General features: G+C 58.8%; 15 protein-coding genes. 6 read left to right on the top strand and 9 right to left on the bottom strand.

Features of this window, described 5'->3' with window-relative positions:
* The first annotated feature begins 240 nt into the window (after positions 1 to 240).
* The 4 genes from LOY56_RS20880 to LOY56_RS20865 all read left to right on the top strand — a co-directional run bounded on the left by LOY56_RS20880 (position 241) and on the right by LOY56_RS20865 (position 3358).
* Positions 241 to 1599, top strand: a complete 1359-nt coding sequence (locus LOY56_RS20880; protein WP_258616939.1) for an HD domain-containing phosphohydrolase — start codon at positions 241 to 243, stop codon at positions 1597 to 1599.
* A gap of 150 nt (positions 1600 to 1749) precedes the next feature.
* Entirely contained in the window at positions 1750 to 2184 is a 435-nt protein-coding gene (locus LOY56_RS20875; protein WP_258616938.1) for an NUDIX domain-containing protein, read from the top strand.
* 23 nt (positions 2185 to 2207) lie between these two features.
* Positions 2208 to 2846 carry a LysE family translocator gene (locus tag LOY56_RS20870; protein WP_258616937.1) on the top strand — a complete coding sequence of 213 codons (639 nt, stop codon included), beginning with the start codon at positions 2208 to 2210 and terminating at the stop codon, positions 2844 to 2846.
* Complete coding sequence (locus tag LOY56_RS20865; protein WP_258616936.1) at positions 2843 to 3358, top strand: GNAT family N-acetyltransferase; 516 nt, start codon at positions 2843 to 2845, stop codon at positions 3356 to 3358. The genes LOY56_RS20870 and LOY56_RS20865 overlap by 4 nt, the downstream gene beginning before the upstream one ends.
* Before the next feature lie 153 nt (positions 3359 to 3511).
* On the opposite strand, the gene metR is transcribed toward LOY56_RS20865, so the two are convergent.
* Positions 3512 to 4429 carry a transcriptional regulator MetR gene (gene metR / locus LOY56_RS20860; RefSeq protein ID WP_258616935.1) on the bottom strand — a complete coding sequence of 306 codons (918 nt, stop codon included), beginning with the start codon at positions 4427 to 4429 and terminating at the stop codon, positions 3512 to 3514.
* Between the two features lie 120 nt (positions 4430 to 4549).
* Between metR and metE the strand changes: the two genes are divergently transcribed.
* Entirely contained in the window at positions 4550 to 6862 is a 2313-nt protein-coding gene (gene metE, locus LOY56_RS20855) for a 5-methyltetrahydropteroyltriglutamate--homocysteine S-methyltransferase (RefSeq protein WP_258616934.1), read from the top strand.
* A gap of 45 nt (positions 6863 to 6907) precedes the next feature.
* On the opposite strand, the gene LOY56_RS20850 is transcribed toward metE, so the two are convergent.
* Entirely contained in the window at positions 6908 to 12478 is a 5571-nt protein-coding gene (locus LOY56_RS20850) for a dermonecrotic toxin domain-containing protein (protein WP_258616933.1), read from the bottom strand.
* A 285-nt stretch (positions 12479 to 12763) separates the two neighbouring features.
* Between LOY56_RS20850 and LOY56_RS20845 the strand changes: the two genes are divergently transcribed.
* Positions 12764 to 13798 (top strand): alpha/beta fold hydrolase, encoded by a 1035-nt coding sequence (locus tag LOY56_RS20845; protein ID WP_258616932.1) that lies wholly within the window; start codon positions 12764 to 12766, stop codon positions 13796 to 13798.
* 89 nt (positions 13799 to 13887) lie between these two features.
* Here LOY56_RS20845 and LOY56_RS20840 read toward each other — a convergent pair whose 3' ends face one another.
* From LOY56_RS20840 to LOY56_RS20810, 7 genes are all read right to left on the bottom strand, one after another.
* Positions 13888 to 14244: a DUF6124 family protein gene (locus LOY56_RS20840; RefSeq protein ID WP_258616931.1), complete on the bottom strand. Its 357-nt coding sequence runs from the start codon at positions 14242 to 14244 to the stop codon at positions 13888 to 13890.
* Between the two features lie 522 nt (positions 14245 to 14766).
* Entirely contained in the window at positions 14767 to 16953 is a 2187-nt protein-coding gene (locus tag LOY56_RS20835; RefSeq protein ID WP_258616930.1) for a lipase family protein, read from the bottom strand.
* A 12-nt stretch (positions 16954 to 16965) separates the two neighbouring features.
* Positions 16966 to 17739 (bottom strand): hypothetical protein, encoded by a 774-nt coding sequence (locus LOY56_RS20830; protein ID WP_408980394.1) that lies wholly within the window; start codon positions 17737 to 17739, stop codon positions 16966 to 16968.
* Positions 17740 to 17773: 34 nt separating this feature from the next.
* Positions 17774 to 18547 carry a hypothetical protein gene (locus tag LOY56_RS20825; RefSeq protein WP_258616928.1) on the bottom strand — a complete coding sequence of 258 codons (774 nt, stop codon included), beginning with the start codon at positions 18545 to 18547 and terminating at the stop codon, positions 17774 to 17776.
* A 34-nt stretch (positions 18548 to 18581) separates the two neighbouring features.
* Positions 18582 to 19355: a hypothetical protein gene (locus tag LOY56_RS20820; RefSeq protein WP_258616927.1), complete on the bottom strand. Its 774-nt coding sequence runs from the start codon at positions 19353 to 19355 to the stop codon at positions 18582 to 18584.
* On the bottom strand, positions 19352 to 20206 hold the full coding sequence (locus LOY56_RS20815; protein WP_258616926.1) for a DUF4123 domain-containing protein: 855 nt from the start codon (positions 20204 to 20206) through the stop codon (positions 19352 to 19354). The genes LOY56_RS20820 and LOY56_RS20815 overlap by 4 nt, the downstream gene beginning before the upstream one ends.
* Positions 20203 to 22272: a type VI secretion system tip protein VgrG gene (locus tag LOY56_RS20810; protein ID WP_258616925.1), complete on the bottom strand. Its 2070-nt coding sequence runs from the start codon at positions 22270 to 22272 to the stop codon at positions 20203 to 20205. The genes LOY56_RS20815 and LOY56_RS20810 overlap by 4 nt, the downstream gene beginning before the upstream one ends.
* Between the last annotated feature and the right edge of the window lie 61 nt (positions 22273 to 22333).

The raw sequence follows: 22333 nt of genomic DNA, 5'->3' as shown, positions 1-22333 counted from the left end.
GTTGGTGCAATGAGCTCATAGAGGGTATCCCTTCCCTGATCGCTGGATGGAGCGAGTATCGTTCTGGATCCGAGTGATCTGAGCATAGTCGTCCGGCCGGCACTTCGCCCGGTTGACTGAAACGAATCATTTCCTGGGTCGGGCCGAAAATCATCTAGCCTGTAGGTCAGGCTCGGGGAACGTCAGGATGTTGGCCCCATGCGCGCGACAAAGACACCCGTTTTGACTTGAGGTAATGCCATGGAAGCGCAACTCCCCACGACTGTGACCGATAAACCCAAGTTATTGCTGGTCGACGATGAGGAGTCGATTCTCAACAGCCTGCGCCGCCTGCTGCGTGGTCAGCCTTACGAGGTACTGCTGGCCACCAGCGGTGCCCAGGCCCTGGAGATCATGGCGCAGCAGCCGGTCGATCTGGTGATGACGGATGCGCGCATGCCTAATATGGACGGCGCCACGCTGCTGGCTCACGTCCACCAGCGCTATCCCGACACCACCCGGATCATGCTGACCGGTTATGCCGATCCGTCGGCCATTATCAAAGCCATCAATGAAGGGCAGATTCACCGTTACATCAGCAAACCCTGGCACGATGAAGAAATGCTGCTGACCTTGCGACAATCACTTGCCTATCAACATTCCGAGCGTGAACGCTTGCGTCTGGTGCAGGAGACGTGGGATCAGAACGAGAAACTGAAGCAGCTCAACGCCACCCTGGAAAAACACGTCGCGGCCCGCACCAGCGAGCTGCAACAGACCGCCGACATGCTGGACCTGGCCTACGAAGAGCTCAAACGCAGCTATGTCACCGGCACCGAAGTGTTTTCGTTGCTGGCCAACCTGCGCCTGCCGCCCGCCAAACAGACTAACCGGCAGATCATCGAACTGGTGCGGGTGTACTGCAAACTGCATGGCCTGGACGAAGGCAGCAGTCGAGACCTGACCATGGCGGCGGCGCTCTACAACATCGGCAAGTTGAGCTGGACCGACAGCATGATGAGCACGCCCTCGGACCTGCTGCATCACAACGACCGCGAGCGCTATCGGGGTTATCCGAAGCAGAGTGAGTCGCTGCTGATGACGCTCGACCCAATGAAGGACGCTGCTCGGCTAATCCTGCATCATCAAGAGCGTTGGGATGGCAGCGGTTTTCCTGATCGGCTCAAGGGCGAAGCGATTCCGTTTGGTTCGCGGTTGCTGAAACTGGCGGTGGATTTCATCGAGTTGCAGCGCGGGTTGATCCTTGAACGGCAGATGAACAGTGACGAAGCCCTGGTGTATATCCGCCAATACGCCGGTCGTTTCTACGACCCGGAACTGGTCGAGGATTTCATTCAGGTCTGCGCCACTTATCTGAGCGACGTGACGCTGGCCGATCCGACAGTCAAGGTGCTGACCACCCGGGGTCTGGTGGCAGGCATGATCCTGGCGCGTAATCTCAATGCCGACAACGGCATGCTGCTGCTCAATGCCGGCAAGGTGTTGAATGGGCCTCTGGTGGAGAAGTTGATCGCTTTCGAAGCGATGGAAGGTGCCAAGTACAGCATTTTCGTGAAAGTGCCGGATGAAGTGGAGGGCGCACTTCTGGAGACGAGTTGAGCTTCCTGGCCTTTGCACGGACCCAATGTGGGAGCCCCCTCGCCACACAAGCCCCTCCCACATTTGACACCTGGCAGATAAGTTTTCGGCGTGACGAATAACCGGCGCGCATGTGATCCTTGCTGTTTTTACCCAAGGCCAGTCTGATCCATGACGCTTTCATCCGACGCTTCGCCCCGCCTCATCCGCATTGCCGCTGCCTTGCTGATCGGCCCCGACGGTCGCACCCTGCTGGTGCGCAAGCGCGGTACCCAGGCGTTCATGCAGCCGGGAGGCAAGATCGAAGTTCATGAGCAACCGGTCCATGCCCTCGCCCGTGAACTGGAAGAGGAACTGGGGCTGGTCATCGATCCGGCGCATGCCGCCTACCTGGGGCAGTTCTCGGCACCGGCCGCCAATGAGCCGGGTCATGTCGTACAGGCCGAACTCTTTCAGCTGACCATCGATTCGCACGTTTGCCCGGCGGCGGAGATCGAAGAGGTGCGCTGGATCGATCCGGCCACTGACGGCGAAATCACGCTGGCGCCATTGACACGGGACCTGATCTTGCCGTTTTATCGAGCCTCACTGATCGAAACTGCCTGATCGTACAAGGACGGAGGATGCCCATGATCCCGCTTCAAGACTTGCTGATTTTTGCCGCCGCGGCGCTGCTGATGGTGCTCACGCCCGGGCCGAACATGATCTACCTGATCTCGCGCTCGATCTGCCAGGGGCGCAAGGCCGGAGTGACCTCGTTGCTGGGCGTGGTCGCGGGGTTTTTAGTGCACCTGTTCGCCGCCGCCGCGGGTTTGACCGCGGTATTCCTGGCCGTTCCGGTGGCCTATGAAGTATTGAAGTGGGCCGGCGCCCTGTACTTGCTGTGGCTGGCCTGGCAGGCGGTCAAGCCCGGTGCGCGCTCGCCGTTCGAGGCGCAGCAGCTGCCGGCGGATTCGTCGCGCAAGTTGATCACCATGGGCTTTCTTACTAGCGCGCTGAACCCGAAGATCGCGGTGTTTTACCTGTCGGTGTTTCCGCAGTTCATCTCGCCTGAGCATGGCTCGGTGTTCACCCAAAGCATCATCCTCGGCCTGACCCAGATCAGCGTGAGCTTCAGCGTCAATCTGCTGATCGCGCTGTTTGCCGCGGGCATCGCGTCCTGGTTCGTCAACAACCCGAACTGGCTGGCGATGCAGCGTTATTTTATGGGGTTTGTGCTGTCCGGGCTGGCGTTGCGCTTGATGCTTGAGCAGCGGCGAGCCGTGTGAAGACGTGGATTCAACGGCTTGATGCCAGCCATGCCCTGGATTATCGGGCGCTGATGCTTGAAGCCTATGAGGTGCATCCCCAGGCATTCACTTCCAGCGTGCGCGAGCGCGCGGTGATGCCGTTGGGTTGGTGGGAATCGCGCCTGACCAGCACGTTGGATGTTGTGCTCGGTGCGTTCGAGGACAGCCAATTGGCGGGCATTGTCGGCCTGGCCTTTGAGTCTCGGGAGAAGGCCCGGCACAAGGCAACGTTGTTTGGCATGTACGTGACCAGCAAGGTTCGGCAGCGCGGGCTCGGTTATCAACTGGTCCAGGCCGCGTTGGCTGAAGCGCAGACCCATCAGGGCCTGCGGGTGATCCAGCTGACCGTCACCGCCGGCAATGAAGCCGCGTTCAAGCTGTATCAGCGTTGCGGCTTCGTGCAATTCGGCCTTGAGCCGCTGGCGGTGCGGGTCGGCGAAGACTACTTCGACAAGATCCATATGTGGCGCGAGCTCACCCCTGAGCCTTGATCGTTCCCACGCTCTGCGTGGGAATGCAGCCCGGGACGCTCCGCGTCCCTTCCAGAGCCGAACGCAGAGCGTCCGTTGAGGCATTCCCACGCGGAGCATGGGAACGATCATCCTAGACTTGTCGCTGCTCGCTCCTAAAGGGAATAGGTTGCTCTATCGGACGGCACTCACCCCATCCAGCGTCGAAAACGACGTGTCCTTGGCCGTCAGCAAAAAGTCGCGCATGTACGGCGCGTCCAGCATGTCGGCGCGAATCCCGGCATACAGCGTCGCGAACAAGCCTTTCTCGCCCAGTCGCTTGGCCTTCACATAACCCCGTGAGCTGTATTCATGCAGTGCCCAATGAGGCATGCCGCAGACGCCGCGACCACTGGCCACCAATTGCATCATCATCACCGTCAGTTCCGAGGTGCGCACCTGCGCCGGTTCGATGTCAGCCGGCTCCAGAAAGCGGGTGAAGATGTCCAGCCGATCGCGCTCAACCGGGTAGGTGATCAAGGTTTCGGTGAGCAAGTCTTCGGGCACGATGTACGGCTTGCTCGCCAAGCGATGCTGGTTGGCTACCGCGAGCATGGCTTCGTAGGTGAACAGCGGCACATAGGTGATCCCGGCCAGTTCCAGCGGATCGGAAGTCACCACCAGATCCAGATCGCCTCGCGCCAATGCCGGTAGCGGGGCGAAGGAGAAGCCCGAAGCCAGGTCCAGCTCGACTTCCGGCCAGGCATCGCGGAACTGGTCGATGGTCGGCATCAACCACTGAAAGCAACTGTGGCACTCGATCGCCATGTGCAAACGCCCCGCCGTGCCGCCGGCCAGCCGCGCAATGTCACGCTCGGCGCCGCGCAGCAACGGCAGGGTGGCGTCGGCCAGTTGCAGCAGCCGCAGACCGGCACTGGTGAAACGCACCGGTTTGGTCTTACGCACGAACAGCGGCATGCCCATGCGTTCTTCCAGCTCCTTGAACTGGTGGGACAGCGCCGACTGGGTCAGGTGCAAGCGGTCGGCCGCATCCACCAGGCTATCGGCCTCGCGCAAGGCGTGCAGGGTTTTCAGGTGACGGATTTCAAGCACTGATGACTCCATGAGTAAAATTTGTGATCAACACGAAAAAGTTGAGTTTGTCTCATGTTGGGTGAGCTGTCGACAATAGCACCATGTTTTGTAGCGTCCTTTATAGAGAGAACTCTTACCATGGCCTTGGCCCACACACTTGGTTTCCCGCGCATTGGCGCAGACCGCGAACTGAAAAAAGCCCTCGAATCCTACTGGAAGGGCGACCTCGATCAGGACGCATTGAAAAGCGTCGGCCGCCAATTGCGCGCCACTCACTGGCAATTGCAGAAAGATGCAGGCATCGACCTGCTGCCGGTGGGCGACTTCGCCTGGTACGACCAAGTACTGACTCATTCTCTGACCTTCGGTGTCATCCCCGAGCGTTTCGACAGTGCCAAAGATTCCCGTGGCCTGCCGACACTCGACACCTTGTTCGCCATGGCCCGTGGCGCTACCGCGGCTTGCTGCGGCGGTGAACACACGAAGGCGCAATACGCACAAGAACTGACCAAATGGTTCGACACCAACTACCACTATCTGGTCCCGGAATTCAGCGCGGATCAACAGTTCAAACTGAGCTGGGAACAGCTGTTCGATGAGGTCGAAGAAGCCAAAGCCCTGGGCCACAACGTCAAACCGGTAATCATCGGCCCACTGACTTACCTATGGCTGGGCAAGGCGAAAGGCAACGACTTCGACAGGCTGGATCTGCTGGAGCGCCTGCTGCCGATCTACGGCGAAATCCTCGGTCGCCTCGCGGCCCAAGGCGTGGAGTGGGTGCAGATCGACGAACCGATCCTCACCCTGGACCTGCCACAAGCCTGGAAAAACGCCTTCGAACGCGCCTATCACATCCTTCAATACTCGCCGCTGAAAAAACTTGTGGCGACCTACTTCAGTGGCTTGGAAGACAACCTCGGCCTGGCGGTCGGCCTACCGGTGCAAGGCTTGCACATTGACGCGGTGCGCGCACCGGATCAGCTTGGCCAGATTCTGGATCGTCTGCCGACCTACAAGATTCTTTCGGTGGGCCTGGTTAACGGCCGCAATGTCTGGCGCTGCGAACTGGAGCAAGCGCTCGCGCAGCTGCAACCAGCCCAGGAGCGTTTTGGCGATAACTTGTGGGTCAGCAGCTCCTGCTCGCTGCTGCACAGCCCGGTGGACCTGGCCCGTGAAGACAAACTCGACCCGGAACTAAAAAGCTGGCTGGCGTTTGCCGTGCAGAAGTGCGGTGAAATCGCCGTGCTGCGTGATGCCCTCAACGATCCGCAATCGCCCAAGGTGCAAACCGCACTGGCTGAAAGCCGTGCGATTCAGGCCGGTCGCGCCCAATCGCCGCGTATCCACAAAGCCGAGGTGCAAGCGCGGATAGAAGCGATCAGTGCTAAAGACAGCCAGCGTCACTCGCCGTTTGCCAAACGCATCGAACAACAACAGGCACGGCTGAAACTGCCGGCGTTCCCGACCACCACCATCGGCTCATTCCCGCAGACCGCCTCGATCCGTCTGGCGCGTCAGGCCTTCAAACAAGGCAAGCTGTCGGCCAACGATTACACCGATGCCATGCACAGCGAAATCCGCCACGCCGTGCAAATCCAGGAACGCCTGGGCCTGGACGTGCTGGTGCACGGTGAGGCCGAACGCAACGACATGGTCGAGTACTTCGCCGAACAGCTTGAGGGGTATGCCTTCACCCGGTTTGGCTGGGTCCAGAGCTACGGTTCGCGCTGCGTCAAACCGGCGATCATTTATGGCGACCTGAGCCGTCCGCAGCCGATGACGGTCAACTGGATCAGCTATGCCCAGAGCCTCACCGACAAGGTCATGAAAGGCATGCTCACCGGTCCCGTGACCATGCTGATGTGGTCGTTCCCGCGCGAAGATGTCTCGCGCAAAATTCAGGCGCAGCAACTGGCCCTGGCCTTGCGCGATGAAGTGGTGGACCTGGAAAACGCCGGGATCAAAATTGTGCAGATCGACGAAGCCGCATTCCGCGAAGGGCTGCCGCTACGCCGGGCGCAATGGCAGGAATACCTCGATTGGGCGGTGGAAGCCTTCCGCCTGAGTGCATCGGGCGTGCGCGACGAAACCCAGATTCACACCCATATGTGCTACAGCGAATTCAACGATGTGATCCAGTCCATCGCCGCCATGGACGCCGACGTGATCACCATCGAAACCTCGCGCTCGGACATGGAACTGCTGGAGGCTTTCGAAGCCTTTGACTACCCGAATGATATTGGGCCGGGTGTCTACGACATTCACTCACCACGGGTGCCCGACACCGCCGAGATGGTGAAGTTGATGAGCAAAGCAGTGAAGCGGATTCCGGCCGAGCGATTGTGGGTCAATCCCGATTGCGGGTTGAAGACCCGTGCCTGGCCGGAAACAGAAGCCGCACTGGTGAACATGGTCGCGGCGGCACGCCTGCTGCGTAGTCAACTGGCCTGACATCTGACTGACAACGGAGCGCTTCGGGCGCTCCGTTGTCGTTCTTCACAGCAACGGAAAATGTTTGAGCGCCAGCGGTTTGCCGATGTCGCCCCGCCAGATCGACTCCACCTGAGCGCCGCTGCTGGCTTGGGCCTGTTGCCATTGCAGGCCCAGGTTACGTTGTTCAGGCAATTTCAGATGACCTTTGACGAATTCGTTGAACGGCGACTTCGCCGAGGGGTAATGAAAGTGCGCATACCATAGCGGTTGTGACGGCTGGCGGGTCAAATCGCGAACTTCATATTCCTGCAGAAAATCCCGTCGACCGTCCGGGCGCTTGCCCAGGTCCCGCAATCCGCCTTCCTTGCGAATGTCCACTACCCGTTGCTCCAGCAGGTAGTCCAGATAACCCTCGGTGGGGGTTTTGCTGTTCATGGACTGTTCAATGCGCAAGGTGCGTCCGGCACGCGCCAGATCCCGGGCTTGATCGGACAATTGCAGCACCAGCGGATCATGGGGCGAGAGACGTTCGATGGCTTGGGCGCGTATCGACAATTCGGTGGCCTCGAAGCTCATCATGTGCTCCAGATCCACTGGCAGCATGTCTTGCCGGGCATAACCTTCGACTTTGCTTTTATAGGCGGGCACCGCCGCGAGTCTTTTTCTGGCTTCGGCCAGCAACGGTTGAACATCCGAGGACAGAGGCGGTTGTACCGTCGCGACAGGCTCACTGAGGTGGTATTTGCCGCTGGAGCGCGGTAGCCAGGTTTCCGTGCGACCGTCGATACCGTCGATGGTGAAGCGCTTTTGTCGTGTGGCAGTGTCCGTGTGCTCGACACCGATCAGCAATCGATTGTCTTCGGTCTCAAAAAGTTTCTTGCCGGTTTTTCCCTCCGTTGGTGTGATCGAGGCTCGATGCCTGAGGGCGTTACGCGCGTACTCTTCGATCTTCGCCAGACTGTCCAGAAAGGGTGCGAGTTGCTCCAGATCCAGGTGTTGCGGGTAGGTCAGTGTCCAGGCATTCAGGTTGCGACGGAACTCGGCGTAGGTCGCCAGGCAGTTCTCGAATATACGGTGACGCTGGGTCAGGCTGGCGCGCACTTCCGGCAGGTTGTGTTGGGTGAAGAGTGCACGCCCGACCTCGGTGCGGGCCTGTTTCAATTGCACGTGAAAATAGACCCAGGTGGTGTCATCGACGGCATCGACGCGACTGATGATCTCCAGAAGATGAGCGGCTTTCAGGTAGCGATAGTTGGTCTCGCTTAACGTCTCGTTCACTGTCGCCACGTCAGCCGCCATCCTGGCTTTGTGTTCCCGGTGGGTGATTCGACGATTCCAGAGATTGACCTGCTCCACCGCGGCATGCATTTGATCAAATTCCTGGAGGAAGGCTTTGCGCACGTTCTTACGTTGTTCCATCAGGCGCAAGTGGGTGCCGATATCGCTGCCGGGGGTGGTGTCTGAACGGGCGAGCAGTTCATCGATGCGGTCGAGGTGCTCCAGCAGGCGTTCTTTGCCGAACTGTATCCGGTGCACCGTCCGATCGACTACCACCCAGGCACTGCGGCTTTGCAAATCTTCGATCCGAGTGCGTTTTCTGCCATGGCTCAAGGGCAACAAATCAGCCAGGTTCCGGTAGCTGTTTTGGGCGATATCGATGTCAGTTACACAAGCGCTTTCCAGAGGCGCGCGCAAGGTCTGACGCTGGTTCGGTGCGCTGGCGTAGTAGCGTTCCATGGCAACATTGGTGCTGCGGGTCTGGGTATCGAGGCGCCGGGTGTAGGCGTCGGCGGTATGGGTCAGGGTCAGTTGGCGGCGCACGTTGCGATCAGTCCACCAGCGGGGCAGCCAACGCCTGATGGCGGCTGGCCAGAGCGGCTCCATGCCGTCGGCCAGATGCCCGAGCGCCGCGCCGCCGCCCACGCCGCCGCCCTCCATCAACGTGCCGTATACCGCATAGTGAGTGTTCCAGTTACCGGCCTCATCGAGGGCGATTGGCTGTTTATAGGCGCGAGCCCAGGTGCCGTGCAAGCGCCAGCCACGAGGGGCATCGCTCAGCTCGATCCGGTAGATGCGCCCCTGGCTGATCATGAAATCGCCCTCGGCATGCCGGTAGACATTACGGTAGATGCCGTGTGTGGCGGGTTGCAGTCCCGCCAGAGAAATTTCGTGTTCATATTCGTAGCCGTGGAAGTAATCAAGGACGCGGCGAGCCTGTCGACGCGAGGTCATCTGCAAGGCGCCCGCTTTTCTGGCCATTGTTTGTAACTGACGATGGCGCGTTATCGCACGGGCAGCAGCGGGAGCCGCGTGGGCACCCGGAAGAGTGTCCATGGCTGCGTCGATCAACGACAACAACACCGCCTCCACTTCGGCCAGACCATGACCGGCATCGCCACGCAGGAAAGCAGCGACCGCCAGATTGGCGCTGCCCCAGGCGTCATACAAGGCAATGGCCGTGCCCACGAATGGCACCATGCCCAGGGCCATTTTCAGATAGTTGAACATCGCGCCGGACTTCAGTGCGCAGTGCTCCAGGTACAAGGCGTCATTGGAGCGTGAGGTACTTCGATGGGCTTCCAGCAAACGCCCCATATGTACATTGAGCAGCTGCGCCGCCAGAGACGTGCTGGCCGGCCACGCCATGCCGACCCCGATCAGCGCATTGAAGTTTCGCAGCAAGGCCTGATTGATCCGACTGACGTGAAGGGCGAAGTCGCCATGCAACGCACGTCCGGCCAGATAGTTGACCATGTTGGTGTGCAGGCACAGGTTGAACAGGTTTTGGCGCGCCCGTTCAAGGGTGTCGTACTGGCGCAGATAGATACCGTCCGGGCTGTCCGGTAGATAGAGCAGTGTCAGGCCGCTGATCTGTTCCACGATGAAGGTGACACCGGACAAGGTGCTCGGGCCCTGATGCGGTGTATCCGCACCGCCGACTGTCAGGTGGGCCGGCAGCAGCACGATTCGCTTGCCTTGGGCAGCAAAGGCTTGCGGGGTATTGGCGTCAATGGCGATATCCAGCACTTGCTGTCCAAGGGCATCGATCTGTTGTTGCAACAGGGCAAACTCGCCTTGCAGTTTCAACATAAGGCGCCATGGCTCGGTGAGGCTTTCACGGCGATATTCAAGGTCGAAAGCCGAGGCGGTGGGGGCACCGAGAAAAGCGTGGCGGATCTGTGTCTCATAATGTCCGGCCAGATCAAGCTCGGTGATCAGCCTGCGCAGATAGGGTTGTGTGAGGCCGGTTTTCAGCGTCTTGCGTTCTGTTTCGTCATCTGTAGAGATCTCGACCCGCATGAGCGACAGTCGCCACCACAGCGCCTGATCGATATTGGTTTGGGCCAGTTCGACGAGGGACAGCTGGCTGCGGTTTTTACTGGCTACCAGCACATTCTCCTGGGGCGTTCCCGGTGCCGCGCCATCGGTCACAACCTTCTGCCAGGTGGTTGAATCGGGCAGATCCAGCATGACCTCAAAGCCTTGCTTGAGGGCGAAGTCCTGACGCAGGCGCGTGTCGATGCGTTTTTTGCTGAAATCATCCCGTGGCGGCAGATCCCGTTCGAGTAACTCATGGGAGCGCTTCATGGCCGCAATGTAAGCCTTGAACAGACGCTTGAACTGCACTCGCCGAGCATCGGACAACGTGCCGAGCCACTGCGGCAGCACTTTAGCCAGGGTGCTGCTGTGGTTTTGCTCGAGGCGTTGGGCGAAGGCCAGTTCCCGGGCGGCAGGCATCGGCACGGTCAGACAGGCGAGGGTGTGTTCCCGCAGTTTTTCCAGCGCCACGGTACGTTGCTGGAGCTGGGCTGGCACGGAGTTATCGGCAATCAATCGCGCAGCCTGCTGTTCGCAGCGGTAGAGCTGATTTTGCAGGGCATATTCGAATGGGTCGCCGCCCAGCTCGCTCAGATGCAAGGCCAACACGTCATCGTTGGTACTCAGTTTGAACAGTGCTTGTTCCAGTGTTCGCCGAGAGGCGAAACGCTGCAAACCACCGAACCGGCCGGGCCAGTACAACAATAGACTGTGGGACGCGACACCGCGCAGCACGGAGGGGTGCGTGATCAGCAGTACGCCGTCCAGTGCCTCGGTTTGAGCGCTGCCGTCGCCTTCGGTGGCCGACAGGGTCAGCTGCGCGACCGCAACGTCTGCATTGCGCGGCGCAGCTGGCGTATCGAGAACCGCTAGAACCCAGCGGTGTTCTTCAGGGCTGAGCTGATTCAGGGTCAATTGAATCTCTGCCTCGCTGCGCAACCCCGCTAGCCGTGCCTGATACAGCGCGGTGTATTGCGGGTTCGATGTATGGCGCAGTTCCAGCATCTTCAGCGCGTTGCGGGTGTCCAGCAAGGCGGATGCGGCGGTGTGGCTGGCCTGTTCGGCTATCGCCAGGGCATCGAGGTGTTTTTTCAGGTTCTGCAGGCGCGAGTCATGATCACCCGCGAAGTCTTTGCCAAGCAGGGTTTCGAGGGCTGCGCGGTGATACGCCAGGGCACTCTGGCGGGTGTCCAGCGCAATATCGGGGGTGAGCAAGCCGAACTGCGGAACGCTGTCACCGGTCTCTCCCTCGCTGATGATATCCGCTGGCAATTGGGCAGGCTCGGCAAAAGCAGCTTCCTGGCGGTATTGCCGATCCAGTCGGTCGGCGGCGTCCAGCGCAGTGGCGCCGTGCTCGGCGATATCACTGCCGTTGCCCTGACGGATACTGTTCATCCAGGCCACCGATACACGTGAAATCAGCTGTTCGGCGGCTACCTCCAGCGGCGTGGTTTGGAGGCGGGTGTATTCGAGGCTGACGTCGTCGAGCCGAGACATCCCGATAGCGTTTTGCGGGTGTGCGATCAGCCAGTTTTCCATTTGATGACGGTGCTGGAAGTGCCTCCATGCCGGTTGCTGCTCTGGCAGGTACAGTAACTGTGCGGCCGGTTGTTCGGTGCTGATGAGTAAAACCCCGGGCAACTCGACACGGTAACTGTCAGTCCTGAGCGCCAGTTGCTTGATAGTCATCAGGGGGGCGCCGACAGCCGCGTTAGCGCTGGGGGCATCGATCAGCGTCAGCAGGGACTTCATCTGTTCGGCCGTCAAGGTGCGCTGGGCATGGGCCACTTGGCTGGAGGCTTCGAAGTGCTGGCGATACAGCTGGATAGCCAGTGCTCTGTGCGACACCGCCGTCCCGGGTGCCCGGGCTTTCCACCAACGCTCCCATTCGTGATTGAGCAGGCGCTCCGGGTTCAGGGTTTTCAGCTGTTCGAGCAGTTCGAAAGGGGACTTGCCGTAGAGGCGGTGTTCCCGTGCAAGACCGATCACCACGCAATGCGTGTTGAGTGAAACCTCAATCGTGGGCTGTTGCAGCACAAAGGCGCAGGCATGGGTCAGGCTGACAAAGTGTTCTGGCCGGGTGCTGGTGGTGAAGACTCCCAGACCGACCCGATTTCCGTCCAGATCCCAGTGGTCCTTGAGCAAGCGGGTAATCGAGGCGCGCGCCTGCGGGCTTTGCTCCATGAGTTCGAGCCACTGTCGGCGACAGTCGCGCCAGCGTTCGGAGGCTGTCAGCAACAGGCTCTGATCGGGGTTGGGTGCAAGCGGGTAGGTAAAGCCGAAATCGGCCAGTAGGGGCTTGGTGGCGTCGGGCATGGCGACTGATCTCCAAAGGACAAGAGGGCTGGGTTGTACCGGCGTGGCCATTAGAGGTCAGTTGAGAAGGGGGATGGTGGTACATAGTTATAGGGTTGTGTGGTTTATCAAACGCCAGGTTACGGGCCATTTTTATAGCGATGATCGACGGTCGAACGCGCTCGAACGTGCGGGTTGATGACCGCTCGGCAATCTTCATCAAACTGTCACGTAACTGTGGCAGCGCGCTTGAACAAACTTCATCAGACTCGCGCTCTACTGGAGTTCTGCGTTTCGGTGTTTTTCATGCGTGCTTTATTTTTATCGGCGGCCACTTTTCTGGCCGCTTTATTGTTCAGCCTGTCGTCCCTGGCGGCTACGCGGTGCGATGTCAATGTTCCGACCGAGCGGGTCGATCTGAAGCAGGTGAGCCTGGCGTACCAGAGCATTGGCCGTGCCTCGGACCCTGCGTTGTTGTTGGTGATGGGCCTGGGTGGGCAGCTGATTCACTGGCCGGACGAGGTGGTGGTTGCGCTGTGTCAGCAGGGTTTTCGGGTGATCCGCTATGACAATCGCGATGTGGGCCTCTCCACTTGGCGGCAGACGCCTGTCGACGCCAACCTGACCTTTGAAGTGCTGCGCTACAAACTCGGTTTGCCGGTATCGGCGCCGTACACCCTGACCGACATGGCCGACGATGCCTTTGGACTGATGGATGCCTTGCACGTCGAGCAATTCCACGTACTGGGCGCGAGCATGGGCGGGATGATCGCCCAGCATATGGCGGCCATGGCTCCGCAACGGGTCGAGAGCCTGACGTTGCTGATGACCAGCTCGGGTGCCGAAGGTTTGCCGGCACCGAGTGCGGCGCTGGTGCAGTTACTCGCGCGACGCAGCGCGCCGAATCGCGAGGTGGCGCTGGAGCAACAGGCCGATTTGCTCGCGGCGCTGGGCAGTCCCTCGGTCACTGATGATCGGCAGGCGCTGCTGCATCAAGCGGCGCTGTCTTATGACCGGGCGTTCAACCCTGAAGGCGTCAAGCGCCAGATCATGGCGATCCTCGCCGAGCGCAGTCGTGTGGACCTGCTCAACCAACTGCGGGTGCCGACGCTGGTGGTGCACGGCACTGCCGATCCGCTGTTGCCGGTGATGCACGGCGTGCATCTGGCGGCGCATATCCGTGGCAGTCAGTTGAAGCTGATCCCGGGGTTGGCGCATCGTTTTCAAGAGGCGTTCAAGGCGCCGTTGTTGGCGGCGGTGTTGCCGTACTTGCAGGCCCATCGCGAAGACACTTCACACTGGGCGCAGATCGATCCAGTGGCCGAACACAATCTTCTGTAACCCCCCAATCCAATTGTGAGAGCGGGCTCTTGTGGCGAGGGAGCAAGCTCCCTCGCCACAAGAGCGCCTCAATTACAGTAGAGGCTGTTTTACGTTGGAACGAAGTTATCAAGCATCCGGTTCACCGCCAGTTCACCCAACATGATGGAGTGCTGGATGCCGAGCAGGGTGTTGCGCTGCGGGCCGTTCAGCAGCCCCGCGAAATCACTCAACATCACGCTCGCCGCCGCCAGCGATTCGCAGGCATTGACCAGCAGGGTTTCGTTATCGGCGTCGGGGGCGACGAAGTAAAGGGTGCTGGGTTTGCGTGGGGTGTCTTTGGGAATGATCGGTTTGAGGTAGTAATCGAGGGCGCGGTCGGCGGCTTCGTTGAGCTTTTTGGAGCCTGGGGTTTCGTACGGGGAAACGTCGTCTGTTTCCGGTGGGTTTGGAGTGATTTTGAACATTGAGGGATATACCTTTTAGTAGAGCTACAACCCGTCTCGCTACTAAACGGATGGGTGGCAGCTGTGCGCAAGTTAGTAGACCGGAGTTACCCCTCAAACCCGGCGCACCCGAGGGTGCCATGCGCACAGCCACCATCAAGTACAGGTGAAAACCTGACTAAATGACGCTTGTGCAACCGTCTTGAGGGGTAATCCAGGCTACTAAACCCGATCACTGGGAATCAGTGACACGAACCAAGTTACCGACGGGCCTCCAGGCGCACAAGCCGGCGGATTCTGACGTGGTTGTAGGCGACGGCGCAAGGCGCTGTAGCTTTCAGGAAGTAACGCTAAACAGAACTAAACACACCCTCTCATACACCCCAAAATCCAGTGTGTGCGAGCCTGCTCGCGATAGCGGTCTGTCAGCCACACCAATGCCGATTGTGCCGACATCATCGCGAGCAGGCTCGCTCCCCACACGGGCGGCGCCTTCCGCCCCATATTACTGGGGCTTCTCGGGCAAAGCCCGGTTGTGTTTGTTCAAGTAATCGAATCGATGTCGAGGGTATGCGGCGCCCCTATGGTATGCCCGTAGATCGACGTCAATAGCGCGTCTTCGTTTACGCCCTTCGGCGCCATGGCCCACTGCTCAACGACTTGATTTTCTGCATGGGCAAGCCAGCGTTGCAGGTTTTCTGCCAGCCGCTCAGGCTGAGTCGACAGCGATCCGTAGACCTTTTTTTCGGTGACGCGCTCGTACCGCAATTTTTTCAGTCGATCGAGCGTCACGTGTATTTTGTCGATCTCAAGAATGAAGGCGTTGATTTGCGCTTCGTGAGTTTGTTGATATTTCAGGGTTTGGTTCGATAAATGACCTCGCCTGGCTCGCAACTGAGCGGTAATTCTTTGGAGTGCCTGCTCGACCCATGCAAACTCCAGGTCGGTGACGAGGGAGCGTTTTGCCCCCAGTGCTTCCTGCGAACGCTTGAGTGAGGCCCAACAGGCAGGAATGTAGCTGCCGACCATCGAGTGGTTACCGGCATTAAACAGTTGGGTCAGCAGCGAAGGTCGATCCGGGAGGCCATTTTTTTGCTGGATGGCCACCGAGCAGGCGGCATGCTGGGCAATGGTGTCGCAGCCGGGCTCCCACAGGATCATGGACATTTCCTTGCGGCTGAACTGCACCGGCATCGCGTGATGCAGGGTGCCGTGGTGTTCGTAGGGTTCGCCGTTCCAGTTAGTGATGCCGGCGACAAATACCGAGAGGCCAACGGGTACGTTGACGAAGGTCAGCGCCGCCCCGGTCCCGAAAACGTCAACCTTGGTGTCCATCCAGGTGCCGGGCACGCTCGGCACCGGGTCGTTGTGGGCGACCATGCGGTAATGCACCAGACCCTTGGCACCTTTTACGAAATTGGCATCGCCGGCGCGGGGGGCGCCGTAGGTGTAGAGCTGGATGTTGTAGGCTTCCGGCCTGCGACGCAGCATTTCTGAGAGCAGTAACGCCACTGCGCCCCCCAGGCTGTGGCCGCAGATCAGTAGTTTTTGACCAGCGTAAAATCTGTCGAGGTATTCCACGACGAAGTTATAAGCACTCTGCGCTGCCTGGTAAAAACCACGGTGCACCTTGCTGTCTGTGTCTTCAAACGGCGCTTGAAATGCATCGACGTCGCGCAGGCCATCCGCGACGATTTCATAGGTGCCACGTACCGAAATCAGGATCAGCTCGTCGTGATGGGCGATGAAGGCCTGGGTATCGGTGGATTCCGAGCCAAGTTTCCTGTCGTCTAAGAAGTGAATTTTGGCGGGATGTTCCTGGTCACCTTCGAGCTCTGGCTTGTTTACTGGATAGAGATCTGGGTCGAAGGGCACGATCTCCAGTCGCTTGGAATACGGCACATCCTCGTACAGTGGGTAGTACGCTTTTGTTTGCGCTGCATCGACTTTCCAAAGTTCATCAGATTTGGCCAGTGCATCCCCGAACCAGTTACCGACGCTTGGTTGCAGGGGGAAGCTCACGGTCCTGGTTCTGACGGGTTGATTATCGGGCTGCTGACCAAAGGGGCAATAGCTCAAGGTGGCCATTAGCGCCAGTTGGTACAGGTTGAGCGCACAGAATTCAGGGTCGGTCGAGAGCATGGGCCGCAAGGCCCGCAGCGGGCGCACTTCCAGCACGGTGTGTTGCAACGGCAACAGGGCAATGCCAAGTGCGCCATGTTTACCCATGAGTTTCTCCCGCCCCGTACCGTGTGGGTAATGGCGATAGACCTCAGGAGGCAGGTGCGAGACATGCTTGACCAGATGGCGCACTTCCACCTGGAAATACTCATCCGCGCAGACTTGTGCAGGGTTTTCTTTGGTGCGGGTGGAGTTTTGGTTCAGGTAGCGGGTTTGTTCGGCTCGGACCTGGAGTTCAGTGATTTTTAGGGGGTAATGAGGTCTTTCGATCGCACGCACATAAACCATCTCCTCCCCTTGGTAATTCTGATCAAAGATGAGTGCGATGGGGCCTGCGAAGTGATTAGTAATCTTGCCGGTGCCGGTAGCATCCAGACTACCTTCGTAGGTTTTTCCTTCCGAATCGGTTACGATGTAGGCCAATCCGGCATAGGGTTCGCCTGAACCAAACTCGTCAACCAACTGAAAACTGCTCCACTTACCTTGCACGGGACAGGCGAGTACGCGACTGCTTAACCGTGATTGCAGCTCTTTCTCCAATGACGTCATTTTGAACGCTCCTTATTCGGTACAGCCGGGATAAATGGTGCAAACACGCCCATCCACCATTGTGAAAGTGCTGAACTCTGTGTAATTGCCATTGCAGTAAGCATCTTGGTCCTCAAAGCTTTTGCCCATGCAGCGCTTCCAGCCGTTCGGCACTTTGACCCAGGTGTCTCCCCAGCCAGGCCGTTCCTCATCGGCGAGCTTGATGTGCATCTTCACGGTTTTTCCCGGCAATTGGTCCGGGGTGTACGCCGCGAAGGGCTGGCCACGTCCGCGCTCGCCCTGTGCGTTGATTGTTTTGCAATTGAGGAGTTTTCTGAGGATGCGAGGCTTACCTGAGGTGCGAAATAGCTGTTGGCATTCACCATAGAAGGTGCTTTCGCCGGCTTCGTTGACGACGCTTTTGTACTGATCTTCCACCTCTTCACGAATGAACACGCTGGCGATATCCGCACCAAAGTCTCCCCGGGCTTTACCGTAAGTCCCATAGATTTCCAGCTCGATACGGCTAATGACCAGTGGGCACCCACTGACCGTTCGGCGCAGGGCGATCTCAGCGTTTGGCTGGTAGTTTCCACGCCATTTCATGTTGTATCCGACTGCGGTATTGCGCCCGCCGGGCACGGTGCAGGTTTCGCCTTTGGCGGGCACATACACGGCAATGGCCTGGTAGGTGAAGTCGGGCGGTAAATCGGCGGTGAAGGTGAATGTGTTCGGCTGGCTGGTGGCACAGCCTGCGGTTAATACGAGACAACAGCCTAAAACGGGGCTTTTAAACAGCGACTTCACCAGTGGATACGACGTTTTCATGGGGGAGATGTCCTTATTCAGTGCAGCCTGGGTAAATGGTGCATTGCTTTCCATCGGGCATCTGAAAACCACTGAAGTCCTTGTAGTTGCCAAAGCAATACGCATCCTGATCTTCAAAGCCCTTGCCCATGCAACGCTTCCAGCCATTCGGCACTTTGACCCACGTGTCTCCCCAACCAGGCCTTTCCTCATCCGCCAACTTGATGCGCATCCTCACGGTTTTCCCCGGCAGTTGGTCCGGGGTGTACGCAGCGAAGGGCTGGCCACGTCCGCGCTCGCCCTGTGCGTTGATTGTTTTGCAGTTGAGGAGTTTTACGATGCGTCGTTGTGGCCCGACGGTGCGGAATAGCCGTTGGCATTCACCATCGAAGGTGCTTTCGCCGGCGTCGTTAACGACACTTTTGTACTGATTTTCCACCTCGTCGCGAATGAACACGCTGGCGATATCCGCGCCAAAATCTCCCCGGGCTTTACCGTAAGTCCCATAGATTTTCAGCTCGATGCGGCTAATGACCAACGGGCACCCACTGACCGTTCGGCGCAGGGCGATTTCAGCGGTTGGCTGGTAGTTTTCACGCCATTTCATGTTGTACCCGACTTCTGTATTTCTCCCGCCGGGCACGGTGCAGGTTTCGCCTTTGGCGGGCACATACACGGCAATGGCCTGGTAGGCGAAGTCGGGCGGTAAATCGGCGGTGAAGGTGAATGTGTTCGGCTGGCTGGTGGCACAGCCTGCGGTTAACGCGAGACAACAGCCTAAAACGGGGCTTTTAAACAGCGACTTCACCAGTGGATATGACGTTGTCATGGGGGAGATGTCCTTATTCAGTGCAGCCTGGGTAAATGGTGCATTGCCGTCCGTCGGGCATTAGAAAACCGCTGAAGTCTTTGTAGTTGCCAAAGCAATACGCATCCTGATCTTCAAAGCCCTTGCCCATGCAACGCTTCCAGCCATTCGGCACTTTGACCCACGTGTCTCCCCAACCAGGCCTTTCCTCATCCGCCAACTTGATGCGCATCCTCACGGTTTTACCCGGCAGTTGATCGAGGGTGTATGCCGAAAACGGACGACCCCGCCCCGGTTCGCCCTGCGCATCGGTTTTTTTGCAATCAAGGATTTTTCTGAGGATGCGTGGTTTGCCTGAAGTGCGAAACAGCCATTGGCATTCACCGAAGAAGGTACTTTCACCTGCCTCGTTGAAGGCACGTTTGTACTGTTGGTCCAATTCATCGCGAATGACGACCCCTGCAGAATCCCCGCCAAAATCTCTCCGGGTTTTGCCGTAGGTCGCATTGATATCCAGCTTGATACGGCTAATGACCAACGGGCACCCACTGACCGTTCGGCGCAGGGCAATCTCAGCGTTTGGCTGGTAGTTTTCACGCCATTTCATGTTGTACCCGACTTCAGTATTTCGCCCGCCGGGCACGGTGCAGGTTTCGCCTTTGGCGGGCACATACACGGCAATGGCCTGGTAGGTGAAGTCGGGCGGTAAATCGGCGGTGAAGGTGAATGTGTTCGGCTGGCTGGTGGCGCAGCCTGCGGTTAACGCGAGACAACAACCCAAGCTAGCGGTTCGTAATGCGCGTTTCATAGCGGGGCTTCTCCTTGCAAAAACTCCGTTACCTGATGCACCCGCTCGAAATGCTCAATGGGCGTTTCATCAGGACGCGCCTGCCAGTGCGGCGCCAGCGTGTACGCGGGCGCCTGCAAACTCTGGGTCAGCAGAAACGCCAATTGCTCCGGCTCCAGCCAGCCCCATGCCTGCGCCAAGGCCAGTCGGTCGCGTAACCAGGTGTCTGGGTCATGCAGTTCGGCGAGTCTGACGTAGGCTTTCAGATGCTCTGCCAACAAAAAACGGTGGGCATTGAGCCGGCGAATCTCCTTGGCCTGCGGATGGGGGATCGGTGAGCGTAACCAGAGTGGTTCATCAGGCACTGGATAGGTGCCGGGGGCAGGGCTGAAGGCGGTTTTCCAGCCTGTACCGTTCCAGTAGCACACACTGATCGACGGCCCGAGGTAGGCCGGGTAGGCGTCGACGGGCAACTGTTCAAGCGCGCGGGCCAATACTCGATTGTCGTGAAAGCGATACAGCGCCCGATGGGGACGCGTGCCGATGATCAGGCGCTCCTGCCAGTGACTCACCAGTTTGCGCAGTTCGCCTTTTGGCAGGCTGACCAGCCAGCCCCAGTTTCGCTGCGGGTGCTCGAGCAATTCGTCAATACGGCGGTCGCCGGGTTGGTCCAAGGTGAAAATGAACGGACCGGCGTCAGCCAGGTCAGTGATGTGGGTGCCGCTGTAGACGCCCAAGTACTGTTCAAATTGGCTGGAGTTCAGCAATAACTGGCGCGTTTCGCGCTCATTCTCCGAGCCCAGCACCAGACATACTTCATGGCCAAAGCGCCGCTGTTCGGTCATCCACTGGCGGGGGAGTGTATCCATCATGCGGCAGCTCCTTCAGTCGGGCAGAGGCCAGCCCGGCAGGCTTCGCAGAGGGGGCAGAAATCCGCCTCCAGCGCGTGACTGACCGCCATTAGCTCATTCTGGGAAGGCGCGATGATCGGGGGCAATTCGGGGGGCGCAGACAAGGCATCAATGGATCCCGGCATCGCTAGCGATGCGTCCGGGGCCGGCACGGGCGTACCGCCAATCTGGATTTGGCTGCTGCTGAAAATTCCACCGGGGCCCATCACAAAGTGTTCGCTGCCGGTGCTGATACTGACACCCAGGCGCGCTTTCAGAACCAGGTAATCAGCCTCGAGGACAATTTCCCGGCCCGCTTTGGTCACCAGCATCCCATCGACCAGGGTGTGGCTGTTGCCGGCGACGTGCAGGTAGTCACTGGCCTGGAGCTGGACTTGCCGGTCCCCGGTAATGGTTCGATGTTCTTTGGCTTTCAGTACGGTGAAGCTGTCGCCGTTAACGGTTTCCCGACGTTCGTTGCCCACTTCCAGGCGGCTGTCGTTTTCAACCTTCTGCTCCATATCTCGCTGGGCACGCAGGTAAATCAACTCCTGGCCGGTACGGTCTTCCAGGTGCAGTTCATTGAAACCCGTGCTGTCGGGCGAACTGCGGGAGCGAAACACGCTGCGGGTCTTGTGCTTGGGCAATTCATAAGGCGTTGAATTCTTGCTGTTCACAAAACATCCGCTGATCACTGGTTGATCCGGGTCGCCTTCGAGAAAGCTGACCAGTACTTCCATGCCCACTCGCGGGAGTGTGCTACTGCCATACGCATTGCCGGCCCAACCGGTGGCCACCCGCACCCAAAAACTGCTTTTGTCGTCGTAACGGCCTTCGCGATCCCAGAAAAACTGCACCTTCACCCGACCATATTGGTCGCAGTGGATCTCTTCATTCTCGGGGCCGGTGACCACGGCCGTTTGATTGCCGGACATTCTCGGTTTGTCGTGGATCTGTGGCGGGCGGTAGAACACCTCCCAGGGCGTGGCGACGAATTGGTTGCGATAGCCTTGAAAACCCTGTTCGATATCGGCGGCGTTACTCACCGCACTCTCTTCGAGGACTTGCGGCATCCGGCCTTCGTGCTGAACCTCAGTCAGCAACCACAGCTGGTTCCATTCATCAATGGGATGCTCGGACAGTTGCAAAAAGTGCCCGGCGGCCAGTGAGGCCTGATCGCTTTTCCCCTGCGCTTCCTCGCAATCGGCACGATGGCGTTCCAGCTCACGCAGACTCAGGCGCTTACCCCGCTCACGCTGGGTAAAGTGGCCCGGGTAATCGTAAATCTCCAGATCCGGCTGGGCAGTGTCGAGGGTGGGGCGATAGCTGGACTCGAGCTGAATACGGGCTTTCTCAAAGTCGTAGGCGCGGCGAGCGCTTCGGTTGGGGCGGGTTTGCTCCCACACATCAAAGAAATTGACTACCGGCTTTTGCGCGACCATGCCGCTGTCCTGCTTGAAAGGCGTCGCACCGTCGAGCAGGGGAAACACGGTCTGGTCGTCACCGAACACCAGCACATGCTGATCGCGGCGATGGCGAAAGTGGTAATGCAGACCCTCTTCCTCGCACAGTCGCTGTATGAAACCCAGATCGGACTCATGGTATTGAACGCAAAAGTCACGTGGAGGGTAAGTCGAGCCGAGCTGGAACAGGCAGGTGTCTTCGAGGATCCCGTGTTCCGCGAGTAGCCGCTGGATGATCTGCGGGACCGACAGGTTTTGAAAAATCCGCTGGTTGGTGCGATGCGCCAGATAGGCCAGCTGAGGAACCAAGGTCATGCGGTAGCGGGTCAGGCGTTTACCTGGGCTGCCTCGGGCAAAATCGTACACCTGCCCGTGAATGCCAGCGCCGCTGTCGTTGAAGGCCAAAAAGGCGCGTTTGTGCAGCAGGATTTTCGCGGTGAGGTCCCGTCGTTCGCTGACCAGTTCGAGATCAAAGGCGTAAGGCTGGCTGATGAATTCCTTGCCGCTGAATGAAAGCACCTGAAGGTCGTGCATTAAATCGTCGACAGTCAGGCTGAAACGGGCGTGTGGGTTGGCGTCGAACATCCATGACTCCTTGTCCTATGCGTGGAATAGGCTTCGGGACGTTGATGCACCGGTGCAAAAG

The sequence above is a fragment of the Pseudomonas sp. B21-048 genome (assembly GCF_024748615.1).
GTDB lineage: Bacteria > Pseudomonadota > Gammaproteobacteria > Pseudomonadales > Pseudomonadaceae > Aquipseudomonas.
This window is presented reverse-complemented; position numbering and strand designations above follow the sequence as displayed.